This is a genomic window from Pseudomonas sp. AC193 (assembly GCF_979258075.1).
The window spans coordinates 2,501,695-2,527,220 of record NZ_OZ409832.1; the positions used below are offsets into that span (position 1 = coordinate 2,501,695).

Below are 25,526 nucleotides of genomic sequence, written 5' to 3' on the forward strand. Positions count from 1 at the left end.
CTTATTCTTCGGTCAACGCGGAGTTGGCCCGGTCGAGCAACGGTTTGAACAGGTAGTTGAGCAGCGAACGTTCGCCGGTGCGCACGAACATTTCTGCGGGCATGCCGGGCTTGATCACCAGACCGTTGAGTTTCTCCATCGCCTGATCGCTGACACGGGTGCGCAGCACGTAATACGGCGCGCCGGTTTTCTCGTCGATCATTTGGTCAGCGGAAATCAGGCTGACTTCGCCCGGTACGCGCGGGGTTTTGCTCTGGTTGAACGCGGTAAACAGGATGTCCACCGGCAAGTGCGTGCCGACCTTGTCGATCAGGTTGATCGGCAAGTGCCCTTCCACTTCCAGCGTGGTGCCTTGCGGGACGATTTCCAGCAGGGTTTCGCCTTGGCGTACAACGGCGCCTTCGGTGTGCACCCCGAGATTGACCGCCACACCATCGGCGGTGGCGATGATTTCGCTGTGTTGCAGGTCGAAACCGGCGGAGGTGAGTTGCTCGGACAGGGTGACGCTTTTCAGCTGCGCGTCGGCCAGTTGCGTGCGCACTTCTTTTTGATATTCCTCGCCGTGCTGCTGCAATTTAAGGCGCGATTCAAGGATGCCCTGCTCGACGCGGCCGCTTTCGCCGGTGTTCTCGGCCAGTTGCTGCTGCACTTGCGAGAGTTGGCGCTGATATTCCATCAAGCGGTTGCGCGGGATGTAGCCGTTGTCGGCCAGCGGTTGCAGGTTGCTCAATTGCTGTTGCAGCGACGCGGCTTGCGCATTGAGGTCGGTGCGTGCGCGGCGCATGCCGGCCAGTTGCGCGGTGGCGCCTTCGATGTTCGCGCGCAACCCGGCCTGCTCACGGTAGAACGCTTCGCGGCGGCTGCTGAACAGTTGACGTTGGCCCTCAAGCACCAGCGCCAGACGCGGATCCGGATCGTTGCTCAGTTCAGCCGGAAAAGTCACTTGCTTGAGGTTGTCGCGCTCGGCCTGCCAGCGCGCCAGGCTCGCCCACGCCATGCGGTACTGCGCTTGCAGCGATTGCACGTCAGCCGCCACTTGCGTCTGATCGAGACGAAACAGCGGCTGCCCCTGCTTCACGATCTCGCCTTCGCGCACCAGAATCCGGCTGACCACGCCGCTGCTCATCGATTGCACGGCTTTGCGTTTGCCCGAGACGACCACCGTGCCCTGCACCGGAATGCCTTGATCCAGCGGCGCCAACGCCGCCCAGGTAAAGAAGCTGCCTGCGCCGACAATCGCCAGAATCCAGCCCATGCGCGCGAAGAACTTCGCATCGCGTTCCGGACGCTCGTTGAGGTAGGCGTGTTCCATGTTCGCTTCGTTTTCAGTGTTCATGCTGGCGCTGCTCATACACCCGAATTCCTTGTCGTGGGCTGATACTGCCGGCTCATGCTGAGTCCGCCCGGTGCCTGTGCAGCTTTTTCCCGTTGCTGTTCTTGCTGGCCGGACAGTGCCTTGAGCACGTCCTGACTTGGGCCGAAGGCCTGCAAACGACCGTCATTGAGCACCAATAATTTGTCGGCCTGAGCCAGCACCGAAGAACGATGCGTCACCAGCACCACAGTGGTGCCTTGGGATTTGAGTTGCGCGATGGCGCTGGCCAACGCGGCTTCGCCGATGGTGTCGAGGTTGGAATTGGGTTCATCCAGCACCACCAGGCTCGGGTTGCCATACATCGCCCGCGCCAGTGCCACACGTTGTTTCTGCCCGCCAGACAGACCGCTGCCGTCCTCGCCCAACTGCGTGTCGTAGCCTTGTGGCAGACGCAGGATGATTTCGTGCACGCCCGCCTGTTGCGCAGCAGCGACGACTTTCTGCGGATCGGCCTCGCTAAAGCGCGCAATGTTTTCAGCGATGCTGCCGCTGAACAGCTCGATGTCCTGCGGCAGGTAACCGATGTAAGGGCCGAGTTGATCGCGGTTCCAGCGATGAATATCCGCGCCGTCCAGGCGCACGGTTCCGCCAAGGGTCGGCCACACGCCAACCAATACTCGGGCCAATGTCGACTTGCCCGAGCCGGAAGCACCGAGCACGCCCAATACTTCGCCGGCCGCCAGATTGAAATTGACCATGTGCAGCGTCGCCGCGCGTTGACCCGGAGGGCCAGCGCTGACCTGCTCGAAAGTGATCTGTCCTTTCGGTGCTGGCAACGCCATGGCGTCGTCACTCGGCGGGAAGGCTTGCAACAAGGCATCGAGACGACGGTACGCCAGCTTCGCCCCGCTCCACTGTTTCCACACGGCGATCAACTGGTCGATCGGGCTCAGCACGCGGCCCATCAGAATCGAACCGGCGATCATCATCCCCGCCGTCATGTCGCCCTTGATCACCAGCAATGCACCGAGGCCGAGCACCAGCGATTGCAGGCACAGGCGCAGGGTTTTGCTCAGCGAACTGATCACCGCACCGGTATCGCTGGCCTGATTCTGCAAACCGAGGAACCGCGAGTGCACGCCAAACCAGCGCTTGCGCAGCGCACCGAGCATGCCCATGGCTTGAATTGTTTCAGCGTTGTGCAGGTGGCTGGTCGCCAATTGGCTGGATTTCTGCGAGAAACCGGCCGCTTCGCCCAACGGCGTTTTGGTCATGTATTCGTTGAGGCAGGCCAATGCGATCAACAGCAGCGCGCCGGCGGTGGCGAGTACGCCCAGCCAGACGTTGAACAGGTAAATCACGAACAAATAGACCGGGAACCACGGCGCATCGAAGAACGCGAACAGCGCGGGCCCGGTGACAAATTGGCGAATGTGCGTCAGATCGCCCAGCGACTGCCCGGCGTTGCCCTCGCCCTTGAACAGGTTGCGCTCGAACGCGGCTTGATAGACACGCAGGTTGAAACGGCGCTCCAACTGGCTGCCGATGCGGATCACGATAAAGCTGCGGATGACTTCCAGCAGACCGATAAAAGCGAAGAAGCCGACGACCATCAGCGACAACATCGCGAGTGTGGTTTCGTTCTGCGACGACAGCACCCGGTCATAGACCTGGAGCATGTAGATGGAGGGCACCAGCATCAGTACGTTAATCAGCGCAGTAAAGCAGCCAACACTGATCAGAATGCTTTTATAGTCAGCCAATGCCTTGAATAAGGGAGCGGTGGCTGGGGCCTTCGCCATCTTCATTGATTCTTCCTGGAAAATATTCCCGCCACTCGTTGGCGAGACTTTTATTAATTATCGGCACTTCACCGGGCTGTGCTTTTTAAGTGACCGCTTACACTTTTATAACAACTACCGGCGAATATTACGGCGCAGTTGTTCATCGAGGCGTTGCTGATAGCCCGCCCGTGGCGCTTTATATAAAAACGCTGTCGTAAATTTGATAGTTACGGCTGTTGCGCCGCACGTTCGAGCGTAATGATCAGGCCCGACTTTAAAGTCGTCTGATATAGCCCATTACGTTGTCGACTGAAAAACTGAATCCTTGAACCTTCTTTGCCGGTGATCGACAAGCCATCGGGATCGGGAAACCAGCCCACCGGAGTTTCTTCCAGCCATGCGCCCAGACACGTGGAACTCAGGGTTTTGTTCGCCGCCAGTTCAACACCACAGGTGTTTGACGGTTTGTCCTGGAGCTTTTGCGCATCCGCTGCATCTTCGCGAGCCGATAATGTTGCCTGCCAATGGCCGGCAAATGCCGAGGGTTCTTCGAGTCTGAGGCTGCTTGCCATGCTTGTTTCTCCAGAAATCATAAGGAGCGCTGCCGTAAACCACGCCACTGCCTTGTAGGTAAAAGCCTTACTGACCATGGGAATATTCGCTCCGGCACGTAGCCTTGCCCACTGAATCATTCGATGCAAGTAAAGAAAGCGACGCTCGCACGCCGCTTTCCCCGGCTACATCACGCCACGATGTCGCTGGTCGCTGCCTGGCCAACCGTGCTGACGATGAAGTCAGCCACGCCGTGCCCGGAGAAATCCACCGACAGCAAGCTGTTGCCGCCCGACGAGGTCAGCACGGCATCGCCCACCGCGCCGGTGAAGCTGCTGACGAAGTGCAGGCCCGCACCGTTGGTGATCCCGGTCAGGTCGATTTTGTCGAGACCGCTGACAAAATCGAGGATCTGATCGATCGCACCCGGTTTGGAATCCGAGCTGGCAGCGAACACAAAGGTGTCCGAACCGGCGCCGCCCCACAGTTTGTCGGCACCCCCGGCGCCCCAGATGATGTCGTTGCCGGCACCGCCCTTCAACTCGTTGGCCACGCTGTTGCCGATCAGCAGATCGTTGCCCGAACCGCCAATGGCGTTCTCGATGATCGCGCCTTTGGCAATGGACACGTTACCGACCATGCCGCCAACGTCAGAGAACGAGGCGTCATTGAGGTTGATCTTCTGGTTCTGGGTGAAGCCAGAGAAGTCCAGGGTATCCTTGCCGCCCGCATCCCACACCGAGAACACCAGCTTGTCACTCGACGACGAGGCGCTGAGGAAATCGCGACCGGCGTTGGAGTTGAAGCCGTAAGTGGTGTCGCCGGTACGGATATTGGTGTTGGCACCGTAGAGTTTCTGGATGGCCGCGATATCGTCCATCAGCGGGCCAGACGCATAGGCTTCGACGCCGCCCTTGCTGAAGTTCTGGTTGGTGTTGCTCTCGCTCCAGTAACTCATGAGGCTGTAGCCGCGGGTGTCTTGCCCGTAGGAAGCGTCGTTGTAAGTCGGGTTGCCATTGCCGGCGTTGTAGTCGCCCGGGTGAGCCAGGCCGAGGCTGTGGCCGATCTCGTGGGTCAGGGTCTGACGGCCGTAGTTGTTCAAATCCGGGTTCTTGTTTTGCGTGTAGCCACTGTTGATCAGGTACCACGATGTGCCGTCGTAACCGGCGCCGGTGCCTGGTAGATAGGCGAACGCTGCCGCGCCGTCCTGGCCACCGCTGTAGTTACCGAAGGTCATGTGGCCGTCACCGCCCGAGGCTTTCTCGGTGAAGGTCACGTTGGCGACGTCGGCCCAGGATTGCATGGCGAGCGCTGCCTGAGCTTTTTGCTGGGTGCTGAACTGGCTGAACCCGCTGATCCCGTGTTTGTTCATCGTGCTCGACGAAGCAGAAGTCAGGAACGTGTAGGTGAGTTCGATCTTGCCGCTGCCGTCCTTGTCCTGGTAGGCAGCACCGTCGCGCAGCAACTGGGTGGCGGCCTGGTCGACGGAGAAGGAGGGTTTGCCATTGACCGTGAGGTTGCCGCCACGATCGTATTGATGGCTGAAACTATTGATCTGATTCCAGGCCGAACTGGCGGCTGCCAGTGGCTGAACGGCACCAACCGGCTGGAAAGCCTGTTCGGCAGCATCAATAGCATTGGTTTTAACTTTCGACATAAACACACTTCCTTGTTTAGCAATGGAACAGTTTTTGTCCGATAGCGGCGATCCCTGGCGAGATCGTCCTATCACTCGCCCCATTGAGGGCGAAAGAAAACTGACACAATTTGAAATCTGCCGTAAAGGATTTTTTTGGAATGAAATCTGAGTGTTTCTGAAAACTGCCGTAAACAAAGCGCGCGAGGTATCAAGAATATTTAAAGTTGCGGGCTTTCGCCTAATTGTCTGACGATTTTATATTTAATTATTAAATATCGGTAAGTTGTGTTTTGTTAGCTGCGTCTCACTTTCCCGCACTTTAACAGTGCAGTGCCAGTGTATTGATATCAACTTCTCAAACTCACTGAATAACCCACGTGGGAGCGGGCTTGCTCGCGAAAGCGGAGTGTCAGTCAAGCTCTATGTTGACTGAACAGACGCCTTCGCGAGCAAGCCCGCTCCCACAGGTTCTATGTCTAATCCTGGGTATTAGCTACCCGTACGAATCTTGTTCCAGACCCGCGTACGAATCCGGTCGATATTCAGCGGCATCGCCTCCAGTGCAAACAACTTGCCCATCATCTCCGGACTCGGGTACACCTTGGTGTCGTTTTTGATCGCCGGGTCGATCAGGCTGTCGGCCTGTTCGTTGCCGTTGGCGTAGTGCACGTAGTTGCTGATGCCGGCCATGACGTCCGGGCGCAGCAGGTAGTTCATGAACGCGTAACCGGCCTTCTCGTCCGGTGCATCGACCGGCATGGCGACCATGTCGAACCAGATCGCCGCGCCTTCCTTGGGAATGTTGTAACCGATGTCGACACCGTTCTTGGCTTCCTTGGCGCGGTTTTCCGCTTGCAGAATGTCACCAGAGAAACCGACTGCCACGCAAATATCGCCGTTGGCCAGGTCGCTGGTGTATTTCGAGGAGTGGAAGTAGCTGACGTACGGCCGCACTTTCATCAGCAGCGCTTCAGCCTTTTTGTAGTCTTCGGGGTTTTTGCTGTGGTGCGGCAAGCCCAAATAATTGAGCGCTGCCGGGAGCAATTCCGGGCCGTTGTCGAGGATGGCCACGCCGCACTTCTGCAGTTTTTCCATGTTCTCGGGTTTGAAGATCAGATCCCAGGAATCCACCGGTGCATCGTCGCCCAGCACGGCTTTGACCTTGGCGATGTTGTAGCCGATGCCGGTGCTGCCCCACAAATACGGGAAGCCGTGTACGTTGTTCGGGTCGTTGACCTGCAAAGCCTTGAGCAGCACCGGGTTGAGGTTTTTCCAGTTAGGCAACTGGCTCTTGTCGAGTTTCTTCAGCGCCCCGCCCTGAATCTGCCGCGCCATGAAGTGGTTGGACGGGAATACCACGTCGTAGCCGGATTTGCCGGTCATCAACTTGCCGTCGAGGGTTTCGTTACTGTCGTAGACGTCATAGGTGACGCCGACGCCGGTTTCCTTCTCGAAATTCTTGGTGGTGTCTGGCGCGATGTAGTCGGACCAGTTGTACACCTTGACCGTGTCCGCCGCCTGAGCGAGGGAAACGGCCAGCATCAGCGGTGCCAGAGCGAGGGTCTTGCGGATCATGGGTCGATTCCTGTGTAGGTTTTTTTGTTGGCAGGCAATCAAAGGGATCAAACGATCAGAAAATCAGTACATAGGTCTTGCGCACGGTCTCTTCGATGTCCCAGATACCGAGCGTGTTGGCCGGCAACATCAGTGCGTCGCCACCTTGTATGTGCAGGGTTTCGCCGCCACCGTCCGGGGTGAACGTGCAACGCCCGGAGATGAAATGGCAGAACTCCTGCGCGGTGATCTGCCGGCGCCAGCGGCCCGGGGTGCATTCCCAGACGCCGGTTTCGACGCCGTCGTCGCGCTCGACGCTGGTGGTTGAGGCGATCGCGATCGGTTCGCCGAGAGGAACGGCCACCGGATTGGATTCGTCGAGCTGCAATGTCGCGGTGTTTTTGAACTGGGTAATGCTCATGGTCTGACCTGTCTTTTGGGCGTTCTTAAAAATCAATCGACGTTTAGTGCATGAAACCTTCCATGAAACCGGCCACCTGGCTGGCGAGTTTGCGCCGCCATGGCGCGGTCGTCGGATTGGCCAGGGTCTGGTCTTCATGGACGAAGCTTTTAATGATCGCGTTGTAACCGAGCCAGCGGCACGGCTCCGGTTCCCAGGCACGCAGCGCATGAATGCCGCCGTCCGGCAGTACCCACGGCTGATGCACCAGTTCGCTGTCGCGTTCAAGAATCAGGTCCGCCAGGGTGCGGCCGCCGAGGTTGCTGGCGCCGACGCCTTCCCCGCCATAACCGCCGGACAGCGCGATGCCGTTGGCGCGATCGCAGAGCATGTGCGGCTTGAAGTGCCGCGACATGCCGAGGTTGCCGCCCCAGGCGTGAGTGATTTGCACGTTTTTCAGTTGCGGGAACAGTTCGCCGAACAGATAACGGCGCAGTTCGACCTCATCGCGGGTCAGATCGAAGTTGTGGCGCAGCTTGCCGGCGAATTGATAACCGCCACGGGCACCGAAGATCAGGCGGTTGTCGGCACTGCGCTGGCCGTAAGTGACCTGACGGCTGAATTCGCTGAAAGCCTGGCCGCGATTGAGGCCAATCTCATCCCACGTGGCGGCGGACAACGGTTCGGTGGCGACAATCAGGCTTTGCACCGGCAATTGATAACGGCCGAGCGGCGGCAAGGTCACCGAATAACCTTCAACGGCCGGGACGATCCAGCGACTGCGCACGCTGGCCTTGGCGGTACGCAAGCTGCCGGACTGCCAATGCGTGACCGGACTGTTTTCGTAGATCTTCACGCCCATGCTTTGCACGGTACGCGCGAGACCACGCACCAGTTTCGCCGGGTGAATGGTCGCCACGTGCGGCGCGTAAATGCCGCCGTAAGGTTTGGCCACGCGAATCTGCTGCGCCAATTGCTCGGGGCTGAGCCAGCGATAGTCGTTGTCGTTCAGGCCTTGCGCGTGCAGTTTCGCCAGGTATTCACGCAGCGTGGCTTCCTGCTCCGGGTAACGTGCAGCGCAATACAACACGCCGCCCTTGCGATAATCGCAGTCGATGCCTTCACGTTCGAGGACGACTTCAACTTCATCGGGAATGCTGTGCAGCAGATCAAACGAAGCGCGGCGCTGTTCCGGTGACAGTCCGGCGAGCAAGCGATCTTCACCGAGCAGATTGCCCATCAACCAACCGCCGTTGCGACCCGACGCGCCAAACCCGGCGGTTTGCGCCTCAATGATGGCAATGTCCAGACCGGGGGCGAGTTTCTTCAGGTAATACGCCGTCCACAGCCCGGTGTACCCCGCGCCGATAATCGCCACGTCGACGTCGAGATCCTGCGTCAGCTCGGGCCGCGCGGTCAGCGGTTCGTCGAGTTGATCCATCCACAAACTGATAGTGCGCCACGCCGGCATGCAAGACTCCGCCACTGAAAACCTTCGATGGCGTCGATCCTAGTGCGTGGGCTTAAGCGTTGTCTTGCGCGCGTGTCCGCAAAGAAATTTGTTTAACGTAGGCCTTCGGTGACTGGCCAGTGTGCTGACGGAAACAGCTGTAGAACGCCGACACCGAGTTGAAGCCGGCGGCGAAGGCCAGCTCATCAATGCGCACCGGGGGCGTGGCGCCATCCAGCGAGCGCAACAAATGCTGCAACCGCGCCTGGTTTACGTAGCGATAGAAGCTTTGCCCCAACACCTGATTGAGCAGGTAAGAAATCTGATTGCGGCTGTACCCGCACTCCTTCGCCACTCGCTGCAGGTCGAGTGCGGGATCGAGATACGGTTGCTGCTTTTCGAAGTATTGCTGGAGGTCTTCGGCCATGAAGCTCAGTTGCCGTGGCGACAAGCCCAGACGACTGACCGCCGGGCGCTGATTGGACGCCGAAGTCCCGCCTGCCTGCGCACGCACCAGTGAGGCGTATTCGTTGACGCGCCAGATCAGTCCGTCCTTGACCGTGATCGCTTCACTGGAGCGGAACGACACCAAACCGTCGCCGCCGCGCAACGTCACTTCGTATTGAATGAACGCGGTGTTGCCGTCGACGCGAATGCGGTCGCAATGCTCAAGCGCTTCGTCGGATTCTCGCGGCATGCTGACACGCACGTACTCGCGCAGGTCGTCGAGGCCGAGCACGCGATTCTGAAAGAAGTCGTTGTATTCGATGTCCGGGTGATACAGCGCCATGACGGCGTCCAGATCGCGGTGTTTCCAGCTCAGGTGATAGCGCATGACCGTGGCGGCCGTGGCCTCGGTCTGTTGTGGGCCGTCGTCGTCGGCGTGCATAAAAGGCTCGGCGAAAAGAAACCGAGCTTGCCCAACTTCGCCTCGGGCAGCAATGGCCAATCGATAGTGGCCATTTGGCGATAAGTGCATTTGGCGTGACGCACATCAAAAAACCGGTCGCAATCGCCAAATGAACTGAAAAATCTCACAGAAAATTCACATCCGGATGCTACTTTTAAGTCCTGACACTGGTTGAGCCAATGAAGGCTCTTCCCACCTACCATGAGCAAAAGGAAACGCTCGATGATGAAGGCGGGCAACAACATGAATAAAGGGTCAAGCAAAGTCACGTTCCCCAACGCTTGCCAGCTGATGCGCTGGCATTTTCATCCTATGGGTTTCGAGGCCACGATGGACGCGCCGGGCAGCATGGTCGCGCGTCTGTTTGATCGCGCCAGCGGCGAAACCCTGATCGCCATCGCCGGCATCCCGTGTGCAACGGTGATGAATGCGGCGGATGTCGAGCGGATGATTGAAGCGGTTGAGGATGAGCTGGAAGCTTTCATACCGCCTGAATCTCTCAGGAGTTACGCATAAGCTTTTGATTAACAAAGATAAGCCCGCCGTTAAGCGGGCTTTTTTGTGGGCGAAGGTTTCAGGCGGTTTTGCTTTCTGCGCGGTGATCGAAAAAGAACGCTTTGCCCTTGGCCACCCGCTCGGAGGCTCTTGGCACGTTCACCGCTTGGCTTTCCTGTGGTTCGACGTACCAATAGCAATGGCTGACGGCGCGGGTGATGCCGACATAAGCCAGACGCAGGATTTCGTCTTTTTGCGCGCTGTCGTAAGGCTCGCTGTCGCCGCTTTTGCCTAGTCCGGCCATGCGATAGACCTGGTTCTTGTACGGCGAGCTGGTCAGGTGCTGACAATCGCCGAGCAAAAATACCGCATCGGCCTGCAAGCCTTTGGCGCTGTGATAGGTCAGTTGTTTCAGGCGCCGAGCTTCGTATGGCAAGCTCGAATCCACATTAACTACAGACTGAATATGCTGTTCTATCAACAACTTATCACTGCTTTTTCGATAGAGCATCAAGATCGAATCGCCCTGACGGTAGTGTTCGGCGAGGCGCTGACCAAGACCTTGGTCATCTCGCTCCAGCACATTAACCGGTTGCAGTGGTTTGGGCTCGCCGCTGGACTTGGCTTTCTTGCCGGGGATCGCCGGCGCTGCGCGAACGATGTGCTCGGCGGCGTCGATGATGTGCTGGTGGCTGCGATAGTTGTCGCTGAGCATGACCCGCGTGGTGCTCGGCGACGGGAATTCCTTGTTGAACTCCATGAAATAACTCGGCGAACTGCCCCGCCAGCCATAGATCGACTGCCAGTCATCACCCACACACAGCAACGACGAGCGTTGCGCACCCCGCCCGACATGCATGGCCGGGCCTCGGCTGCGAATCTCCGTGAGACTCGCGCGAATCCACGAGACGATCTGTGGCGAAACGTCCTGAAACTCGTCGATCATCAGGTGCGACATTGGCCGCAGCAGCTCATCGCTGAGCAACTTGAGGTTCTCCGGCGAGTGTTCGCTGAACAGCGCAAACATGCGGTTGTAGGTCATCACCGGCGGTTTCTGATCCACCAGATGATCTTCCAGCGCACGCCAGAACAGGCTCAAGGCCTCGAAAAAGAACCGATCCGGGTCTTCCTTGGCGAAACTCATGCGGCCTACGGCGTCCGGCACGTCCAGTCCCAGGTTCTCGATAAAGCCTGCGGCGGCGACGAAACAATCAAGTAGCGGCGCGGAAGCGAGTTCGCCTTTAACCTTGTAATCAAAGCCCTGGACCCGCGCTGGCATCACCGGCCAACGTGGCCAATACGCGCCTCGATGATTCGTAGGAATCTATCCATATCAATGGCTTACGACAGAAAGCTTGAAACAGGGTGCGCTTGACCGCCCATTCTGCGCGGATAGAGAGTTTGGCGTTTGGCCGACAGATCTGGGCGTTTTCGCGCGGATCAAAGCCCAGTACCACCCACGCGTCGAGGCTTGGAATGTAGCCATGGGCATGGAATTTAGCGCCATTGATGTCGAAGGTCTGGCGGTTCGGTTCGATGCCTTTGATCGGCCAGGCGCCCGCGCGAAACCATAGATCCTCAATGGCGTCGCAGAGTTCTTCGTCGCGCTTGGCTGCCAGCTCGGTTACTGCCACGCGTTTCTGCACGTCCGGGTGATCGCGTTCCAGCTCTTTAAGCTGCAACGCCGCGCGAGACAGCGGCTGTATCAATTCGCGGAAACGTTCATCGCGAGTAAACAGGCGGTGATAACAGGCATTGAGCTGCTGACGCTGGGCGTCGTTGATGCGCAGGTCGAAAGGGTTGCTGTCGACCTCTTCATCGCGGCCCTGCGGGCGAGTGCTGAGGTTTTCGAAGGCTTGCAGGCGTTCGAACCCCGGCAGGCTGCGCACCATCGGCAAAATGCGCGAGTGAAAGGTGCGCACCAGTTCGCGCGCCTGTTTCGGGCTCAATGCCTGACCCCAGAGCGCGAACATTTCCATCAGCTTATTGATGAAGTCTTTGCGCGACTCACGGGTGAAGGTCACCACGGTCATCGAATCCAGCTCAAAACCCAGATAGTGCGTGAGCAGCAGAATGCGCAGCACCAGCGTGGTCGACTTGCCTGCCCCGGCGCCGGCAACCACTGAAGTGGACGGCGTTTCGCTGAAGATCATCTTCCATTGCGCGGTACTCGGTTGCGCGTTTTCGGGAAGCAACCGAGCGACATCGGCTTTGATGCGTTTCTTCAGTTCGGCGGTCAGTGGCAAACGCCAATCATCGAACAAGTGGTTGTCGATGCTCGGCGGTCGATGCTCGGTGTTGCGGCTGTCGCGAATCAGCAGAACCTGACGGCCTTCCTCCAACCCTTCAAGCTTGCCTTCGTTAAAACCGTATTCAACGCCAGCGGTGTGCCCGCTGCGAAAGCCGTCGGCCTGGCCATGCAGCCACGACGCGCGATGTTGAGCGCGTAAACGGGTCAGGCCGTGGCCGAAGAAACGCGCGGCCAGACGCTTGAACCAAGGCATCTCGGCCAGAGGACGAAGTACGGGAGGTAGATCGGGGGTGTGTTGCGCCACGCTGACGGACTCCAGGGTGTGAGGCTGTTGACTCTATGGTGTCTGCATTTGCCGTCGAGTTCTAGCGAAATGCTTGCAGGTCATTGGTTTAGGCGATGAATTGAAGGTAGCGCTTAATCATTTTTGCGTTGTTTTATATCGATTGATTCGATGGTAATGCCGCAGTTTTTACGCTTTTTATCGATGTTTGGCTGATGGATGATGGCCGTCATAAACCACGTTTTCAGGAGACGATCATGCTCGAACTCAGACCCTTCAGCTCGCTGGGCGGCGCCCATCACGGCTGGTTGGATGCCCATCACCATTTTTCGTTCGCCGAATACTACGATCCGCAACGCATGAATTGGGGCAACCTGCGGGTGTGGAACGACGACGTGATCGCCGCTGGCACCGGCTTCCCGCAGCACCCGCATCGCGATATGGAAATCATCACCTATGTGCGTGAAGGTGCAATTACCCACCAGGACAATCTGGGCAACAAGGGCCGCACCGAGGCTGGCGACGTGCAGGTGATGAGCGCTGGCACCGGTATTGCGCACAGCGAGTACAACCTGGAGGCGCGTGACACCAAGATCTTTCAGATCTGGATTTTGCCGACCGAGACTGGCGCACCGCCGTCGTGGGGTGCCAAGCCGTTCCCGAAAGGCCAGCGTGAAGGCTTCGTGACGCTGGCGAGCGGTAAGGACGGCGATGATCAGAGCCTGCGGATTCGCGCCGATGCGCGTTTGGTGGCGGCGAATATCAAGGCTGGGGAAACGGCTGAGTATCGTCTGGATGAAGGGCGACGGGCGTATCTGGTACCCGCGACTGGCGTGATTGAGGTCAATGGTTTGCGGGCAGAAGCGCGGGACGGTGTGGCGGTTGCGCAAGAGCGAGTGTTGACGGTCACGGCGATTGAAGACAGCGAGATTGTGCTGGTTGATCTGGCTTAAGTGGCAGGCATGAAAAAGGGGTGACCAATGAGGTCACCCCTTTTTTTACATGCGCTCTCTGCTTGAAATACTTTGTGGCAAGGGATTCATCTGTGGCGAGGGGATTTATCCCCGTTGGGCTGCGCAGCAGCCCCCAGCAATTTAAAAAGCGGGGGTCGCTTCGCAACCCAACGGGGATAAATCCCCTCGCCACATTTAAATCGCTACACCCAGTTAAATCACTACACCACAGTTAAAACACCACAACAGGCGTTGTGGTGATTGCCACTATTTCGTGGAAATCGCCCCATCCACCAACGTCTGCGCCTCTGCCACCAGTTGCTTGAGGTGATCGTCGCCAATAAAGCTTTCAGCGTAGATCTTGTAGATGTCCTCAGTGCCTGACGGACGCGCCGCGAACCAGCCGTTCTCGGTCATCACTTTCAAACCACCGATCGCCTGATCATTGCCCGGCGCATGACTCAGAATGCTCTGAATCTTCTCGCCCGCCAGTTCAGTCGAGGTCACTTGCGTCGGCGACAACTTGCTCAGCAAAGCCTTTTGTTCCGGATTTGCCTTGGCGTCTACGCGCACCGAGAACGGTTCGCCCAGTTCATCGGTCAATGCACGGTAAGCCTGACTCGGATCGCGACCGCTACGGGCAGTCATTTCCGCTGCCAACAGGGCCGGAATCAGACCGTCCTTGTCAGTGCTCCAAACGCCGCCATCCTTACGCAGGAACGATGCACCGGCGCTCTCTTCACCGCCAAAACCCAGCGAGCCGTCGAACAGACCGTCGGCGAACCATTTGAAGCCGACCGGCACTTCGTACAGACGACGACCCAGACGCTTGGCCACGCGATCGATCAAGCCACTGCTGACCACGGTTTTACCCACGCCAGCATCGGCGCGCCATTGCGGACGGTTCTGGAACAGGTAATCGATGGACACGGCGAGGTAATTGTTCGGCGCCAGCAAACCACCGGACGGCGTGACGATGCCGTGGCGGTCGTGATCCGGATCGCAGGCGAAAGCCACGTCGAAACGCTCTTTCAGACCGATCAGACCTTGCATCGCATGGCTGGACGATGGGTCCATGCGAATCTGACCATCCCAGTCGACGGTCATGAAACGGAAGGTCGCATCAACTTCTTTGTTGACCACTTCCAGATCCAGACGATAGTGCTCGGCAATCGCCGACCAATAGCGCACCCCTGCTCCACCCAACGGATCCACGCCCAGACGCAGTTTGGCGTCACGAATGGCGTCGAAGTCGATCACGTTGATCAGATCGGCGACGTAGGTGTTGAGGTAATCATGGCGGTGCGTGTTGCTGGCCTTGAGCGCTTGCTCGTAGCTGATGCGCTTCACGCCCGCCAGTTTGTTCGCCAGCAACTCGTTGGCCTTGGCTTCGATCCACTTGGTGATGTGGGTATCGGCCGGGCCGCCGTTGGTTGGGTTGTATTTGTAGCCGCCGCTTTGTGGCGGGTTGTGCGACGGCGTAACAACCACGCCGTCCGCCAGGCCAGTAGTACGGCCACGGTTGTAGCAAAGAATCGCGTGGGAGATCGCCGGCGTTGGTGTGTATTCATCACCTTCGGCGATCATGACGGTCACGCCGTTGGCGGCCAGTACTTCCAGCGCGCTCGCCCCGGCCGGGGTCGACAATGCGTGAGTGTCGATGCCGACAAACAGCGGGCCGGTGATGCCCTGGGCTTCGCGGTACAGGCAGATTGCCTGGCTGATGGCCAGAACGTGCCATTCATTGAAACTCAAATCAAAGGAACTGCCCCGGTGTCCGGACGTGCCGAACGCCACGCGCTGGGTCGAAATCGATGCATCAGGCTGGCCGGTGTAATAGGCCGTTACCAGTCGCGGGATATCGACCAACAATTCTGCCGGTGCCGGTTTGCCCGCAAAAGGACTGAGTGTCATGCAAAACCTCTGAGATCGAGTGGTTCAGGAAATACAGCGCAGTTTACTGGCAGTATGACCACAGCGCGATGGGATCTATCCGGCACATCGCAGAAGTTTTCTAACGTCACTCGGCGGGCGCAAGGCGCAAGGCGTCACCGACAAGCCCGACCACGCTGGCCAGATCATGATCGCTGTGACTGATCGCGCTCAAGCGCAGGTACTGCGCGTGCTGTCGATGCAGGCTGAACAACTCGCCGGGGGCAATCACAACCTGTTGCCTGAGCAAGTCATGAAACACCTCGCTCATGTTCACCGTCCGCAGCGACCGAACCCACACCGTCGCCCCGCCCTGTGGCTCGACTATCTGCAAGGCATCGCCCAAACGCTCGCGCAACAGCTGAATCAGGTGGGTTCGGCGTTCCTTGAGTAACCGCCGCAACACCAGCAAATGCTGATCGATACGCCCACTCGCATACAACCGCGCGATGGCTTTTTGCCGAGTGACCGACAAGCGGAAGGAGCGCAGCAGAAAATGCCGCTGCAATTCGCTTCGCCACTGACGCGACAGGACGAAACCGTAAGGGGCTTCGGTGCCGATGATCCTGTCGAAAGCAGAAAACACCAGCAAACGCTCGGGATCCAGCCAGTCGCGTAACCGCTGGCCATCGTGCTCGTCTGCCAGCTCACTGCAACAGTCATTTTCCAGCACCCAGGTGCCCTGCTCCGCGAGTAATTTTGCAATCAATTGCCGATTGGCCGTCGGCGCGGCGCTGCCATGCGGCAGATTCAATGCCGAAGACAATAAAATCAGTCGCACAGGTTCAGTCTTGAGCAACGACGCCAGCCATTGAGGATCCAGTGCGCCATCGATTTGCAACGGCAACTCGATGACGCGCACCTCGGCCGCCTCGAACAGACGCAGGATCACCCAGTCACAGGGTGACTCGACCAGAACCGTGGCCTGGCGCAATTCCAGCACGGCGATGAGTATTTCCAGCACGGCGCGTAGATCAGCGCCGATGTAGACGTCATCGGCGTGCCAGCAATGGGTCGATGAAGTGGTGTAGCGCGCCGCCAGAACCGTGCGCAATTCCAGTTCACCGCAGGGTTGCAGCAACAATTGTGGCTGGCGCGGGTATTGCCGCAGCAACTCCCTTTCCAGCATCAGCAAAGGACTGTCCAGCGGCTGCAGCGACGCCGGATCGTCGGTGCTCAACACGCACATGCCCGGGCGCCGGGCGTTGACATAGACAGCCTCTAGCAGATCGCTGCCATTGGCCGGCGGCACCAGGAGCGAGCGGGCTTTTGCGTAATAACCGGACTTGGCTATCGAGTAAACCCGCCCTTCCTTCTCCAACAGCGAATACGCGTATTGAATGGTCGAGATCGACACCTTCAAGCGATCGGCCAATTGGCGCAATGACGGCAATCGCATGGCGCCAGCGGCGTCGGACTCGTTAATCACCGACGTCAGGTAGCGGTAAACCGCTTGGTAAGCAAAATCGTTTTCACGCAAGACCTTCATGAGCCCTCATCCATAGGCATTGGCGCAATATGTGCCAAAAGGCTCAAGTTCAACCTTCCGCCGACCGGTCACCCGCAACGACATCCGCCTCGCTGGCATCGGCGCGAGAGCATGATGCTTCAGTCGATTGCGGCATGTGAATCGGCCCCATAGCGTACAAACGGCTGATCAGTTTGACCGGCAATCCGCTGACGTCGGTCATCCACTTCATGACCTGCTCCGGCGCACTCGAGCCCTGCATGGCGCGGTGCAGGTCAGGCAATGCCACCAGCATGCCGGGGTGGCACTTGCGCAGAAACCGCTCGAGCCCGGCGCCGTGATCGATGAACGGCGCAAACAACAGGCACGTGAGTTGGGTTTCACTGATTGCAAACGTCGCTTGCAGGTGATTGGCCGCTTGAATACGCCGCTGCTCGAGGTCGAGCAAGTTGCCGAAATTGGCCAGCAACTGCTCACACACCGGTTCTGGCACCTGTTTGAGGCGCATCGTCAACAGGCTTTCCTGCAAATATTCGCTGATGCCGGCCTCGTACGTCCGCCCCTCGATCACGCACGCCTGCAAACCTTGAAGATGCGCGGCAAGCAGCGGCTCAACGTAGTCGTTGTCGCTGTGATACAGCGCAAGATCGTCGGCCTGGAACCCGAGAAAATCACTGAGCAAAGGCCAGCGCTCTTCAAGTTTTCCGACAATCATGTCGTTGATAGCGATAAAACTGGTGCGGCGACAGGCCTCAAACTTGCCCTCCGGGCGCCATGGCAGATGCTCACCGTCCGCATGAAAATGGCGGTAGAAATCTGGGCCAAGACCGTCGAGCAACGGAAATAAAGCGTCAAAACCACCGTGTTCAGCAGGCAAACCACCGATTTCGGCCTTGAGCGCAGCGCGATTCAACCCTTCGAGAAACTGCTGTTGCCGGCGCGGTGTTTCGGCACCAATCATTGCATCGACGCCATTGTTCCAGCGGGCGATCTGGCTGTAGAACTCCGCCGTAGCCAGGTAAGCGTCGTCCCACAGTTCAAGGGGCTCATCCCATGTGCGGCGATGGCCGACCATCAACAGATTGACGCGATTGGCTTCACGACTGTCCTCGCTGGCGGGCGTCTGATAATCGAACGGTAGCACCTCGCGATGATCCACCATCAACAGTTCAACCCGAGGATCGTCATACAGAAACAGTGCGCTGTAGCTGCGGTGCATGTTCTGCAAGGCGAAAGGACTTGTGCCGTTCCAGCGCAGGTTGGCCACGCGCAACTGGAATGTCGCCGGTGAACGACTGGCCAGGCTCAACTGCGCGGCCCGCAGCAGGGCCAGCGTGTAACAGCTGTCCCGGGAGCCCGACTGGACGACCAGCACCTTGAAATGACCGATGTTTTCCATGCCGCCAGCGGCCACCAGCAGTCGCTGCATCAATAGCTGCAACGCCGTACGTTCTGCGCGTGAGAAGAAGCTCAGCAAACGCTGCAGGACTTGCTGGTAGACATAATTCATTGCCTGATCATGGATCGTGCTCATCGGTATTTACCCGGAATCAATAGTTTCATGCTGCGCAGACTGAATGCTCGGTCGCACAACAATTCATCAATAAGTAATAGACGCTCAAATGCTAACACTTACGCAATCGTAGTTATTTGAAACACTTGAACAGTTAAGACCCCACCAACGCCCACACCACGGGCTTCAACCGATTGTTAAATAACGGTATTTTTTTGTGGAAAATATTCCTAGGAAACTTCCCACAACAGCCCACGACAATTGAGTACAAGAAAAAAGGACGCAACTTGGGAATAGCCCTACAACAATTAAACAGAAATTGACACGACCAGCAGAAGTAGCCGTTTGATATTGCACAGGGCAAATAGAATGCACAGCCATGGCTCATTCCTTGAGATGAAAGTAATCATTCAATTATCAGGGCTTATATAGCGATTAGAAGATACAGATCGAGAGCAAAAACCAGTTCAGTTGCTGAATGGCCCTACACGCATCACGCGCAGGCAGTCTCTTTTTGGGGGATAAACGCAAAGAGTCCGTGGGGCCACGGACTCTGTTCAGCAGTATTACGCCGGTTCGACCTGCAGGGCGACCCGTTCGCGACATGGGCATTCATCCATGTAGCGGTGTGCTTCGACAAACTCATCGAACGGGAACACCCGAGTCTTGAGCGGTAGCAGCACACGATCAGCGGTCAGCTGGTTGATGTCACGCAAGGCACGTTGCAGCGCCACGGAATCCTGCGTGATGCCCAGCTCCGGTTTGCCAGTGAAGTTGCCGATGCAGTGCACAAAGAACTGAATGTTCTTCTGGAACGCTGCACACGCCGGGAATGGCGTCTGGTTGCCACCTTGCAGACCGTACAACACCAGGCTGCCACGCGGGGCGAGAACGTCACCGAGCAACGACATCTGTGGGCCACCCAGGCCATCGAACACCACGTCAACGCCGCGGTTGTCGGTGATCTTGTTGATCCGCATCAGCAGATCTTCTTCCTCCGTGACGATGACTTTCTCGGCACCCAGCGACAACAGATATTCACGCTCTTCCGCGGTTTTAGTCGCGGCAATCACGCGTACACCCAAGGCTTTGCCCAGTTGTACAAAGGATGGCCCGGCACAGTGGCTGGCGTCAGTGACCAAGGCGAATTGCCCCGGCTTGACCCGCGCCAGATCGGCGTAGGCAAAATAGGCAATCAGCAGCGGCGTGTAATGCACGCTGGCTTCGATCGGGCTGAGGACGTCTGGATAACGGGTCAGCGCGGTACGCGGCAGCAAGATCTGCTCGCCGTAAACCGGATAATCGTTGGCGCTCTCGGCCGGAAAACTGGCCACCTTGTCGCCTACCGACAGATCATCGACACCGTCACCGACGGCGGTGACCACACCGGCCATCTCGTGACCGAGGCCTGCAGGCAAACGTGCCTGAGACGAGGCCAGGTTCTGACGCCAGAGCGTGTCATACCAGCTGATGCCGATCGCTTCGACACGTACCTGCACTTCGCCAGGACCTGGCTGAGCGGCCGCATGCTCTTCGCATTTGAGCACCTCGGCGGGACCGAAACTTGTGAAAACGGATCGTGCGGGACATCGCAAACCTCGTCAAAGTAACCTCTAATGCCATGAACTCTATCTGGGCTTTTAACCCAAGACTATCAGTGGCTATTAATAGTCGACATGCCTGTCATTGATTCCGCAGTATGGGCGGCATTGGCACAATCCAGCAAAAAATCACTGCCACCGGCTCGGTAAAGCTGAATTTTCCGGTGCAGAGTACCAGCCTTTCCCCGTAAGATTCATGCCGGCCATTGTTCTCATATGGCCGCTCTCGTCAAGCTTGATGACTCTGCCAGGACTCCAGATGAATCGTAATGACCTGCGTCGTGTCGACCTGAACCTGTTGATCGTATTCGAAACATTGATGCACGAACGCAGCGTGACCCGGGCGGCGGAAAAGCTGTTTCTCGGTCAGCCGGCGATCAGTGCGGCGCTCTCGCGCCTGCGTAGCCTGTTCGATGACCCGTTATTTGTACGCACCGGGCGCAGCATGGAGCCGTCTGCCCGCGCGGTGGAAATCTTCGCCCTGCTCTCGCCTGCCCTCGATTCGATTTCCACGGCCGTCAGCCGCGCGGCAGAATTCGATCCGGCGACCAGCACCTCGGTGTTCCGCATCGGTTTATCCGATGACGTCGAGTTCGCCCTCCTGCCGATGCTGCTTAAACGCCTTCGCGCTGAAGCGCCAGGCATCGTGCTGGTGATTCGTCGCGTCAACTACATATTGATGCCAGGCCTGTTGGCTTCCGGCGAAATCTCCATTGGCGTCAGCTACACCACCGACCTGCCGGCCAACGCCAAACGCAAGGTCTTGCGTCGCAGCGCGCCTAAATTGCTGCGCGCCGATACCGTGCCGGGGCCGTTGAGTCTGGATGATTACTGTGCGCGGCCGCATGCGCTGGTGTCATTTGCCGGCGACCTCAGTGGCTTTATTGATGAAGAGCTGGAAAAGCTTGGCCGCAAACGGCATGTGGTGCTGGCCGTGCCGCAGTTCAACGGGCTCAGCACGTTGCTCGCGGGCACTGACATCGTCGCGACCGTGCCGGATTACACCGCGGAAGCGCTGACGGCGGCTGGCGGGGTTCGAGCGGAAGATCCGCCGTTGCCGACGCGCACGTTTGAATTGCACATGGCTTGGCGTGGGTCGCAGGATAATGATCCGGGCGAGCGTTGGTTGAGGTCGCGGATTCAGATGTTCTTTGGTGATCCGGACAGCCTCTAGAACCCACCGTCGATGGTGACGTCGTCGCTGACACCTCAGCGACGTTAGCCTCTTTGCGCCAACCCCTACTGCGAAAATTCCTACGCACACTTCTTGCCGCCACACCCAGCCGATATATATGATAAGGATTATCATTTGTACCATCCTTATCCGGCGCCCTCCTACGATGCTTCCATCTCCACAAACCAGTTTCTGCGATGTCGCTGTGCTCTATCGCCAGCAGCACGGTTGGTTACAGAACTGGCTACGGCGTCGGCTCAATTGCTCGCAGAGTGCGGCTGATCTGGCACAGGACACGTTCATGCGCCTGCTGGCCAAGGAGCAAGTGCCCGAGTTGCATGCCCCGCGAACGTTTCTGGCGAAGGTGGCGCAGAGTGTTCTGTGCAATCATTACCGCCGACAAAAACTCGAACGCGCTTACCTTGAAGCACTGGCAGCGATGCCTGAACAGGTCGCGCCGAGCCTGGAAACTCAGGCCATTCTGCTGGAAACCCTGATCGCCCTCGACGCTGCGCTCGAAGGTCTTGAGCGCCCGGTGCGCGAGGCGTTTCTGTTGTCGCAGATGGACGGTTTGAGCCACGGTGAGATCGCCGCGCGGCTCGACGTTTCGATCACCACGGTCAAGCGCTACATCATCAAGGCCGGGGCGATGTGCATCATGCTCGACGATAGCCTCGACCTGCCATGAACCGCGAAGATACTTTGGCGATTTCCGGCGACGTCGCCGAGCAGGCCATGCACTGGCACCTTGAGTTGCAGGAGCCCGAGGTCAGCGAAGCGACGCTCGCGGCGTGGATGCGCTGGCGTCAGGCGCACCCGGTGCACGAGCACGCCTGGCAACGGGCGGAAGTGTTTGCACGACGCATGCGCGACCTGCGCAGCCCCGACCAGCGCCCCCTCGCCCACGCCGCCCTGCGACCCACGCTTTCACGGCGCTCGGCGCTCAAGCAGTTGAGCGTTTTGTTTGCGGCCGGTGCCGGTGCCTGGGCCATGAAAGACACGGCGTTGGTGCAAGACTGGCGCGCGGATTACTACAGCCAGGTTGGCGAGCAAAAGAGCTTTACGCTGGCCGATAACACGCAAATCCAGCTCAACACCGACAGCGCAATCAATGTGGTTTTTGAACGGGAATCGCGGCGCATAAAATTGCTGCGCGGCGAGCTGCTGGTCACCCGCGCCGATGGCCGATTGTTGTCGGTGGACACCGCTCAGGGTCGACTGGAATCCGCACTCGCGCGCTTCAGCGTCAGACAGCGCGCCGGTTTCACTCAGGTCAGCGTTTATCAGGGCACGTTGGTGATCAACCCTTCCAGTCTGTCGCACCAGCCCATCGCACTCAACGCCGGCGAGCAGATCAGTTTCAGCGCCGGGCAGATTTTCAGCAGGCAAGCCATTGCACTTACCGCGCCGGCCTGGAGTCAGGGCATGCTGGTCGCGCAGGGCCAGCGTCTGGCCGACTTCCTCGAAGACCTGAGCCGTTATCGCCAGGGCCATCTGGCCTGTGATCCGCGTTTGGCCGACCTGCGGGTTTCCGGCACCTTCCCCCTCGGCAACACCGAGAAAATCATCTTCGCCGTCGCCGACACTTTGCAGCTCGATGTGCAGCAATTCACTCGCTATTGGGTGACGTTGAAACCGCGCACCGCCTGATACTGAAAAATATTCGCATTTGGGTGGTCCGATTTCGATTCTCACGAGACTTAAACCCCAGACATTCAATTCAATGGGAAACAACTCGTGAATCGCACCGCACGCAAACGCCAGGGCTGGCAATTTTCGATCAAACAGAAACTGGCCGGCGCCGTGGTTCAAGGCATCGCTTGCATGGCAGTGACCGCACCACTGCTGATCGCGCCGAACTGGGCCGCCGCCGAGCAAACTCAAGAAGATTTCGATATCCCCGCTGGCGCGCTCGCACCGGCGTTGACGCGTTTTGGCCAGACTGCGCACATCCTGTTGTCCTACTCCACATCGCTGACCGAGGGGCGCAGCACATCCGGCCTTAAAGGTCGTTACGACGTCGACCAAGGACTGGCGATTCTGCTGGCCGGTTCCGGGCTTGAAGCCAGTCGCGGCGCCAACGGCAATTATTCGCTGCAGGCCAGCACCGGTGATGCGCTGGAGCTGGGCGCGGTGTCGATTTCCGGCAAGGCGCCGGGTTCGACCACTGAAGGCACCGGGCTCTACACCACGTATTCCTCCAGCAGCTCGACGCGGCTGAACCTGACCCCGCGTGAGACCCCGCAATCGATGACGGTGATGACCCGTCAGCGTCTCGATGACCAGCGCCTGACCAACCTGACCGATGCCCTCGAAGCCACGCCGGGCATCACCGTGGTGCGCGACGGTCTCGGTTCGGAAAGCGATTCCTATTGGTCGCGCGGTTTCGCGATTCAGAACTACGAGGTCGACGGCGTTCCCACCAACACGCGCCTCGACAACTATTCGCAAAGCATGGCGATGTACGACCGCATAGAAGTCGTGCGCGGCGCCACCGGTTTGATCAGTGGCATGGGCAACCCGTCCGCGACGATCAACCTGATCCGTAAACGCCCGACTGCCGAAGCGCAGGCCAGCATCACCGGTGAGGCCGGCAACTGGGATCGCTACGGCACCGGTTTTGACGTCTCGGGGCCGCTGACGGAAACCGGCAATGTGCGCGGACGCTTTGTCGCCGATTACAAAACCGAGAAAGCCTGGATCGACCGTTACAATCAGCAGTCGCAGCTGATCTACGGCATCACCGAGTTTGATCTGACGGAAGACACCCTGCTGACCATGGGCTTCAGTTATCTGCGCAGCGACATTGATTCGCCACTGCGCTCCGGCCTGCCGACGCGTTTCAGCACCGGCCAGCGCACCGACCTGCAACGTTCGCTAAATGCTGCGCCAGACTGGTCGTACAACGATCACGAACAGACCAGTTTCTTCACTTCCATCGAGCAGCAACTGGGCAACGGCTGGAGCGGCAAGATCGAACTGACCCACGCCGAAAACAAGTTCGACGAACTGTTCAACTTCGCTATGGGTGACCTGAATACCGACGGCAGCGGTCTGTCGCAACTGCCGGTGCGTTTCTCGGGCACGCCGCGTCAGGACAACCTCGATGTGTACCTCACCGGCCCATTCAGTCTGTTCGGGCGCGAACACCAGTTGATCACCGGCATGACCCTCTCACAGTACAAAGAAAGCACGCCGAGCTGGGGCGGTTGGCGTTACGACTACAACGGCTCGCCGGCGGGCGCTATCGACAACCTATTCACTTGGGACGGCAACTCGGTTAAACCGGACTTCGCCGTCAGTGGCAAATCGTCAATCGACGAAGATCAATACGCGGCGTACCTGACCTCGCGTTTCAGCGTCAGCGATGACTTGAGCCTGATTCTCGGCAGCCGCGTGATCAACTGGAAACGCGACACCTCGGATCGCCCGTATGGCGGCGAAGAAAGCGAAGTCAATCGCGAAGAAAACGGCGTGTTCATTCCGTACGCCGGCGTCGTTTACGACCTCAACGACACCTGGTCGCTGTACGCCAGCTACACCAAGATCTTCAACCCGCAAGCCTCGTGGGTGACTGACGAAGACAACAAACCGCTCGACCCGATGGAAGGCAAAGGCTACGAGATCGGCATCAAGGGCACGCACCTCGATGGCAAGCTCAACTCCAGCCTGGCCGTGTTCAAACTGGAGCAGGACAACCTGGCGATCTGGCAACACGACAACGTCTACAGCTCCGAGCAGGACACCACCTCCAAAGGCATCGAGATGGAGTTGAACGGTGAACTGGTCGAAGGCTGGCAGGCCTCCGCCGGCTACGCGTATTCAGTGACCACCAACGCCGACGACGAGCGCATCAACACTAACCTGCCGCGCAACAGTTTCAAGACCTTCACCAGCTATCGCCTGCACGGCCCGCTGGACAAAGTCACGATTGGCGGCGGCGTGAATTGGCAGAGCAAAGTCGGCGCCGACCTGCATACGTTCAGCCAGGGCAGCTACGCGGTGACCAACCTGATGGCCAAGTACGACATCAGCCACAACCTCAGCGCTTCGGTGAATCTGAACAACGTGTTTGATCGCGAGTACTACAGCCAGTCCGGTCTGTACGGGGTTTACGGCGCACCGCGCAATATCATGACGAGCTTCAAGTACAACTTCTGATCCGCTCTGAAGTGGCGCGCCCTCTTTATGGGTGCGCCATGCGCCGGCAGCGCCTCGCATGAAACTTTCATTAAGGATATTGATAGCACCC

17 protein-coding genes and 2 pseudogenes are annotated in these 25,526 nt (G+C 58.4%); 6 read left to right on the forward strand and 13 right to left on the reverse strand.

The window, feature by feature from the left end; all coding sequences use genetic code 11:
- Nucleotide 1: 1 nt before the first annotated feature.
- From ACZZ0D_RS11260 to ACZZ0D_RS11295, 8 genes are all read right to left on the reverse strand, one after another.
- Nucleotides 2-1,351, reverse strand: a complete 1,350-nt coding sequence (locus tag ACZZ0D_RS11260) for an HlyD family type I secretion periplasmic adaptor subunit (RefSeq protein WP_463553263.1) — start codon at nucleotides 1,349-1,351, stop codon at nucleotides 2-4.
- Nucleotides 1,348-3,123 carry a type I secretion system permease/ATPase gene (locus ACZZ0D_RS11265; RefSeq protein ID WP_463553264.1) on the reverse strand — a complete coding sequence of 592 codons (1,776 nt, stop codon included), beginning with the start codon at nucleotides 3,121-3,123 and terminating at the stop codon, nucleotides 1,348-1,350. Before ACZZ0D_RS11265 ends, ACZZ0D_RS11260 begins: the two co-directional genes overlap by 4 nt.
- Nucleotides 3,124-3,326: 203 nt before the next feature.
- Nucleotides 3,327-3,749, reverse strand: a complete 423-nt coding sequence (locus tag ACZZ0D_RS11270; protein WP_463553265.1) for an AprI/Inh family metalloprotease inhibitor — start codon at nucleotides 3,747-3,749, stop codon at nucleotides 3,327-3,329.
- A 92-nt stretch (nucleotides 3,750-3,841) separates the two neighbouring features.
- Nucleotides 3,842-5,308 (reverse strand): serralysin family metalloprotease, encoded by a 1,467-nt coding sequence (locus ACZZ0D_RS11275; RefSeq protein WP_463553266.1) that lies wholly within the window; start codon nucleotides 5,306-5,308, stop codon nucleotides 3,842-3,844.
- Between the two features lie 471 nt (nucleotides 5,309-5,779).
- Nucleotides 5,780-6,865 (reverse strand): polyamine ABC transporter substrate-binding protein, encoded by a 1,086-nt coding sequence (locus ACZZ0D_RS11280; RefSeq protein WP_463553267.1) that lies wholly within the window; start codon nucleotides 6,863-6,865, stop codon nucleotides 5,780-5,782.
- Nucleotides 6,866-6,920: 55 nt separating this feature from the next.
- Nucleotides 6,921-7,265 (reverse strand): cupin domain-containing protein, encoded by a 345-nt coding sequence (locus tag ACZZ0D_RS11285; protein ID WP_053119950.1) that lies wholly within the window; start codon nucleotides 7,263-7,265, stop codon nucleotides 6,921-6,923.
- Between the two features lie 43 nt (nucleotides 7,266-7,308).
- Complete coding sequence (locus ACZZ0D_RS11290; protein ID WP_463553268.1) at nucleotides 7,309-8,715, reverse strand: NAD(P)/FAD-dependent oxidoreductase; 1,407 nt, start codon at nucleotides 8,713-8,715, stop codon at nucleotides 7,309-7,311.
- 52 nt (nucleotides 8,716-8,767) lie between these two features.
- Nucleotides 8,768-9,583 (reverse strand): helix-turn-helix domain-containing protein, encoded by an 816-nt coding sequence (locus ACZZ0D_RS11295; protein WP_053119946.1) that lies wholly within the window; start codon nucleotides 9,581-9,583, stop codon nucleotides 8,768-8,770.
- 264 nt (nucleotides 9,584-9,847) lie between these two features.
- Here ACZZ0D_RS11295 and ACZZ0D_RS11300 point away from each other — a divergent pair, with 264 nt between their 5' ends.
- The gene (locus ACZZ0D_RS11300) at nucleotides 9,848-10,120 is read left to right on the forward strand and encodes a DUF1652 domain-containing protein (protein ID WP_053120469.1); all 273 of its coding nucleotides are present in this window, start codon (nucleotides 9,848-9,850) and stop codon (nucleotides 10,118-10,120) included.
- Between the two features lie 58 nt (nucleotides 10,121-10,178).
- Here the strand turns inward: ACZZ0D_RS11300 and ACZZ0D_RS11305 are convergent.
- Nucleotides 10,179-12,654, reverse strand: a pseudogene (locus tag ACZZ0D_RS11305) (UvrD-helicase domain-containing protein).
- Nucleotides 12,655-12,890: 236 nt separating this feature from the next.
- Between ACZZ0D_RS11305 and ACZZ0D_RS11310 the strand changes: the two are divergent.
- Nucleotides 12,891-13,586: a pirin family protein gene (locus ACZZ0D_RS11310; RefSeq protein ID WP_400748500.1), complete on the forward strand. Its 696-nt coding sequence runs from the start codon at nucleotides 12,891-12,893 to the stop codon at nucleotides 13,584-13,586.
- Between the two features lie 267 nt (nucleotides 13,587-13,853).
- Here the strand turns inward: ACZZ0D_RS11310 and pgm are convergent, their stop codons facing one another.
- From pgm to ACZZ0D_RS11330, 4 genes and pseudogenes are all read right to left on the reverse strand, one after another.
- Nucleotides 13,854-15,500 carry a phosphoglucomutase (alpha-D-glucose-1,6-bisphosphate-dependent) gene (gene pgm, locus ACZZ0D_RS11315; protein WP_463553269.1) on the reverse strand — a complete coding sequence of 549 codons (1,647 nt, stop codon included), beginning with the start codon at nucleotides 15,498-15,500 and terminating at the stop codon, nucleotides 13,854-13,856.
- A gap of 106 nt (nucleotides 15,501-15,606) precedes the next feature.
- A complete protein-coding gene (locus tag ACZZ0D_RS11320) occupies nucleotides 15,607-17,007 on the reverse strand; it encodes an aminotransferase-like domain-containing protein (protein WP_463553270.1) in 1,401 nt (466 codons plus the stop codon).
- A gap of 49 nt (nucleotides 17,008-17,056) precedes the next feature.
- Nucleotides 17,057-18,520 carry a hypothetical protein gene (locus ACZZ0D_RS11325; protein WP_463553271.1) on the reverse strand — a complete coding sequence of 488 codons (1,464 nt, stop codon included), beginning with the start codon at nucleotides 18,518-18,520 and terminating at the stop codon, nucleotides 17,057-17,059.
- A 545-nt stretch (nucleotides 18,521-19,065) separates the two neighbouring features.
- A pseudogene (locus tag ACZZ0D_RS11330) lies at nucleotides 19,066-20,089 on the reverse strand (zinc-dependent alcohol dehydrogenase family protein).
- 270 nt (nucleotides 20,090-20,359) lie between these two features.
- Between ACZZ0D_RS11330 and ACZZ0D_RS11335 the strand changes: the two are divergent.
- From ACZZ0D_RS11335 to ACZZ0D_RS11350, 4 genes are all read left to right on the forward strand, one after another.
- Nucleotides 20,360-21,274 (forward strand): LysR family transcriptional regulator, encoded by a 915-nt coding sequence (locus ACZZ0D_RS11335; protein WP_053119932.1) that lies wholly within the window; start codon nucleotides 20,360-20,362, stop codon nucleotides 21,272-21,274.
- A gap of 166 nt (nucleotides 21,275-21,440) precedes the next feature.
- Nucleotides 21,441-21,962 carry a sigma-70 family RNA polymerase sigma factor gene (locus ACZZ0D_RS11340; protein ID WP_159811317.1) on the forward strand — a complete coding sequence of 174 codons (522 nt, stop codon included), beginning with the start codon at nucleotides 21,441-21,443 and terminating at the stop codon, nucleotides 21,960-21,962.
- On the forward strand, nucleotides 21,959-22,924 hold the full coding sequence (locus tag ACZZ0D_RS11345) for a FecR domain-containing protein (protein WP_463553272.1): 966 nt from the start codon (nucleotides 21,959-21,961) through the stop codon (nucleotides 22,922-22,924). The genes ACZZ0D_RS11340 and ACZZ0D_RS11345 overlap by 4 nt, the downstream gene beginning before the upstream one ends.
- 174 nt (nucleotides 22,925-23,098) lie before the next feature.
- Entirely contained in the window at nucleotides 23,099-25,435 is a 2,337-nt protein-coding gene (locus ACZZ0D_RS11350; RefSeq protein ID WP_463554799.1) for a TonB-dependent siderophore receptor, read from the forward strand.
- The last annotated feature ends 91 nt before the right edge of the window (nucleotides 25,436-25,526 follow it).

Excerpts from the sequence above, each read along its gene's own strand:
- ACZZ0D_RS11260 (WP_463553263.1), bottom strand. The coding sequence starts at position 1,351 with ATGAGCAGCGCCAGCATGAACACTGAAAACGAAGCGAACATGGAACAC.
- ACZZ0D_RS11265 (WP_463553264.1), bottom strand. The coding sequence starts at position 3,123 with ATGAAGATGGCGAAGGCCCCAGCCACCGCTCCCTTATTCAAGGCATTG.
- ACZZ0D_RS11270 (WP_463553265.1), bottom strand. The coding sequence starts at position 3,749 with ATGGTCAGTAAGGCTTTTACCTACAAGGCAGTGGCGTGGTTTACGGCA.
- ACZZ0D_RS11275 (WP_463553266.1), bottom strand. The coding sequence starts at position 5,308 with ATGTCGAAAGTTAAAACCAATGCTATTGATGCTGCCGAACAGGCTTTC.
- ACZZ0D_RS11280 (WP_463553267.1), bottom strand. The coding sequence starts at position 6,865 with ATGATCCGCAAGACCCTCGCTCTGGCACCGCTGATGCTGGCCGTTTCC.
- ACZZ0D_RS11285 (WP_053119950.1), bottom strand. The coding sequence starts at position 7,265 with ATGAGCATTACCCAGTTCAAAAACACCGCGACATTGCAGCTCGACGAA.
- ACZZ0D_RS11290 (WP_463553268.1), bottom strand. The coding sequence starts at position 8,715 with ATGCCGGCGTGGCGCACTATCAGTTTGTGGATGGATCAACTCGACGAA.
- ACZZ0D_RS11295 (WP_053119946.1), bottom strand. The coding sequence starts at position 9,583 with ATGCACGCCGACGACGACGGCCCACAACAGACCGAGGCCACGGCCGCC.
- ACZZ0D_RS11300 (WP_053120469.1), top strand. The coding sequence starts at position 9,848 with ATGAATAAAGGGTCAAGCAAAGTCACGTTCCCCAACGCTTGCCAGCTG.
- ACZZ0D_RS11310 (WP_400748500.1), top strand. The coding sequence starts at position 12,891 with ATGCTCGAACTCAGACCCTTCAGCTCGCTGGGCGGCGCCCATCACGGC.
- pgm (WP_463553269.1), bottom strand. The coding sequence starts at position 15,500 with ATGACACTCAGTCCTTTTGCGGGCAAACCGGCACCGGCAGAATTGTTG.
- ACZZ0D_RS11320 (WP_463553270.1), bottom strand. The coding sequence starts at position 17,007 with ATGAAGGTCTTGCGTGAAAACGATTTTGCTTACCAAGCGGTTTACCGC.
- ACZZ0D_RS11325 (WP_463553271.1), bottom strand. The coding sequence starts at position 18,520 with ATGAGCACGATCCATGATCAGGCAATGAATTATGTCTACCAGCAAGTC.
- ACZZ0D_RS11335 (WP_053119932.1), top strand. The coding sequence starts at position 20,360 with ATGAATCGTAATGACCTGCGTCGTGTCGACCTGAACCTGTTGATCGTA.
- ACZZ0D_RS11340 (WP_159811317.1), top strand. The coding sequence starts at position 21,441 with ATGCTTCCATCTCCACAAACCAGTTTCTGCGATGTCGCTGTGCTCTAT.
- ACZZ0D_RS11345 (WP_463553272.1), top strand. The coding sequence starts at position 21,959 with ATGAACCGCGAAGATACTTTGGCGATTTCCGGCGACGTCGCCGAGCAG.
- ACZZ0D_RS11350 (WP_463554799.1), top strand. The coding sequence starts at position 23,099 with ATGGCAGTGACCGCACCACTGCTGATCGCGCCGAACTGGGCCGCCGCC.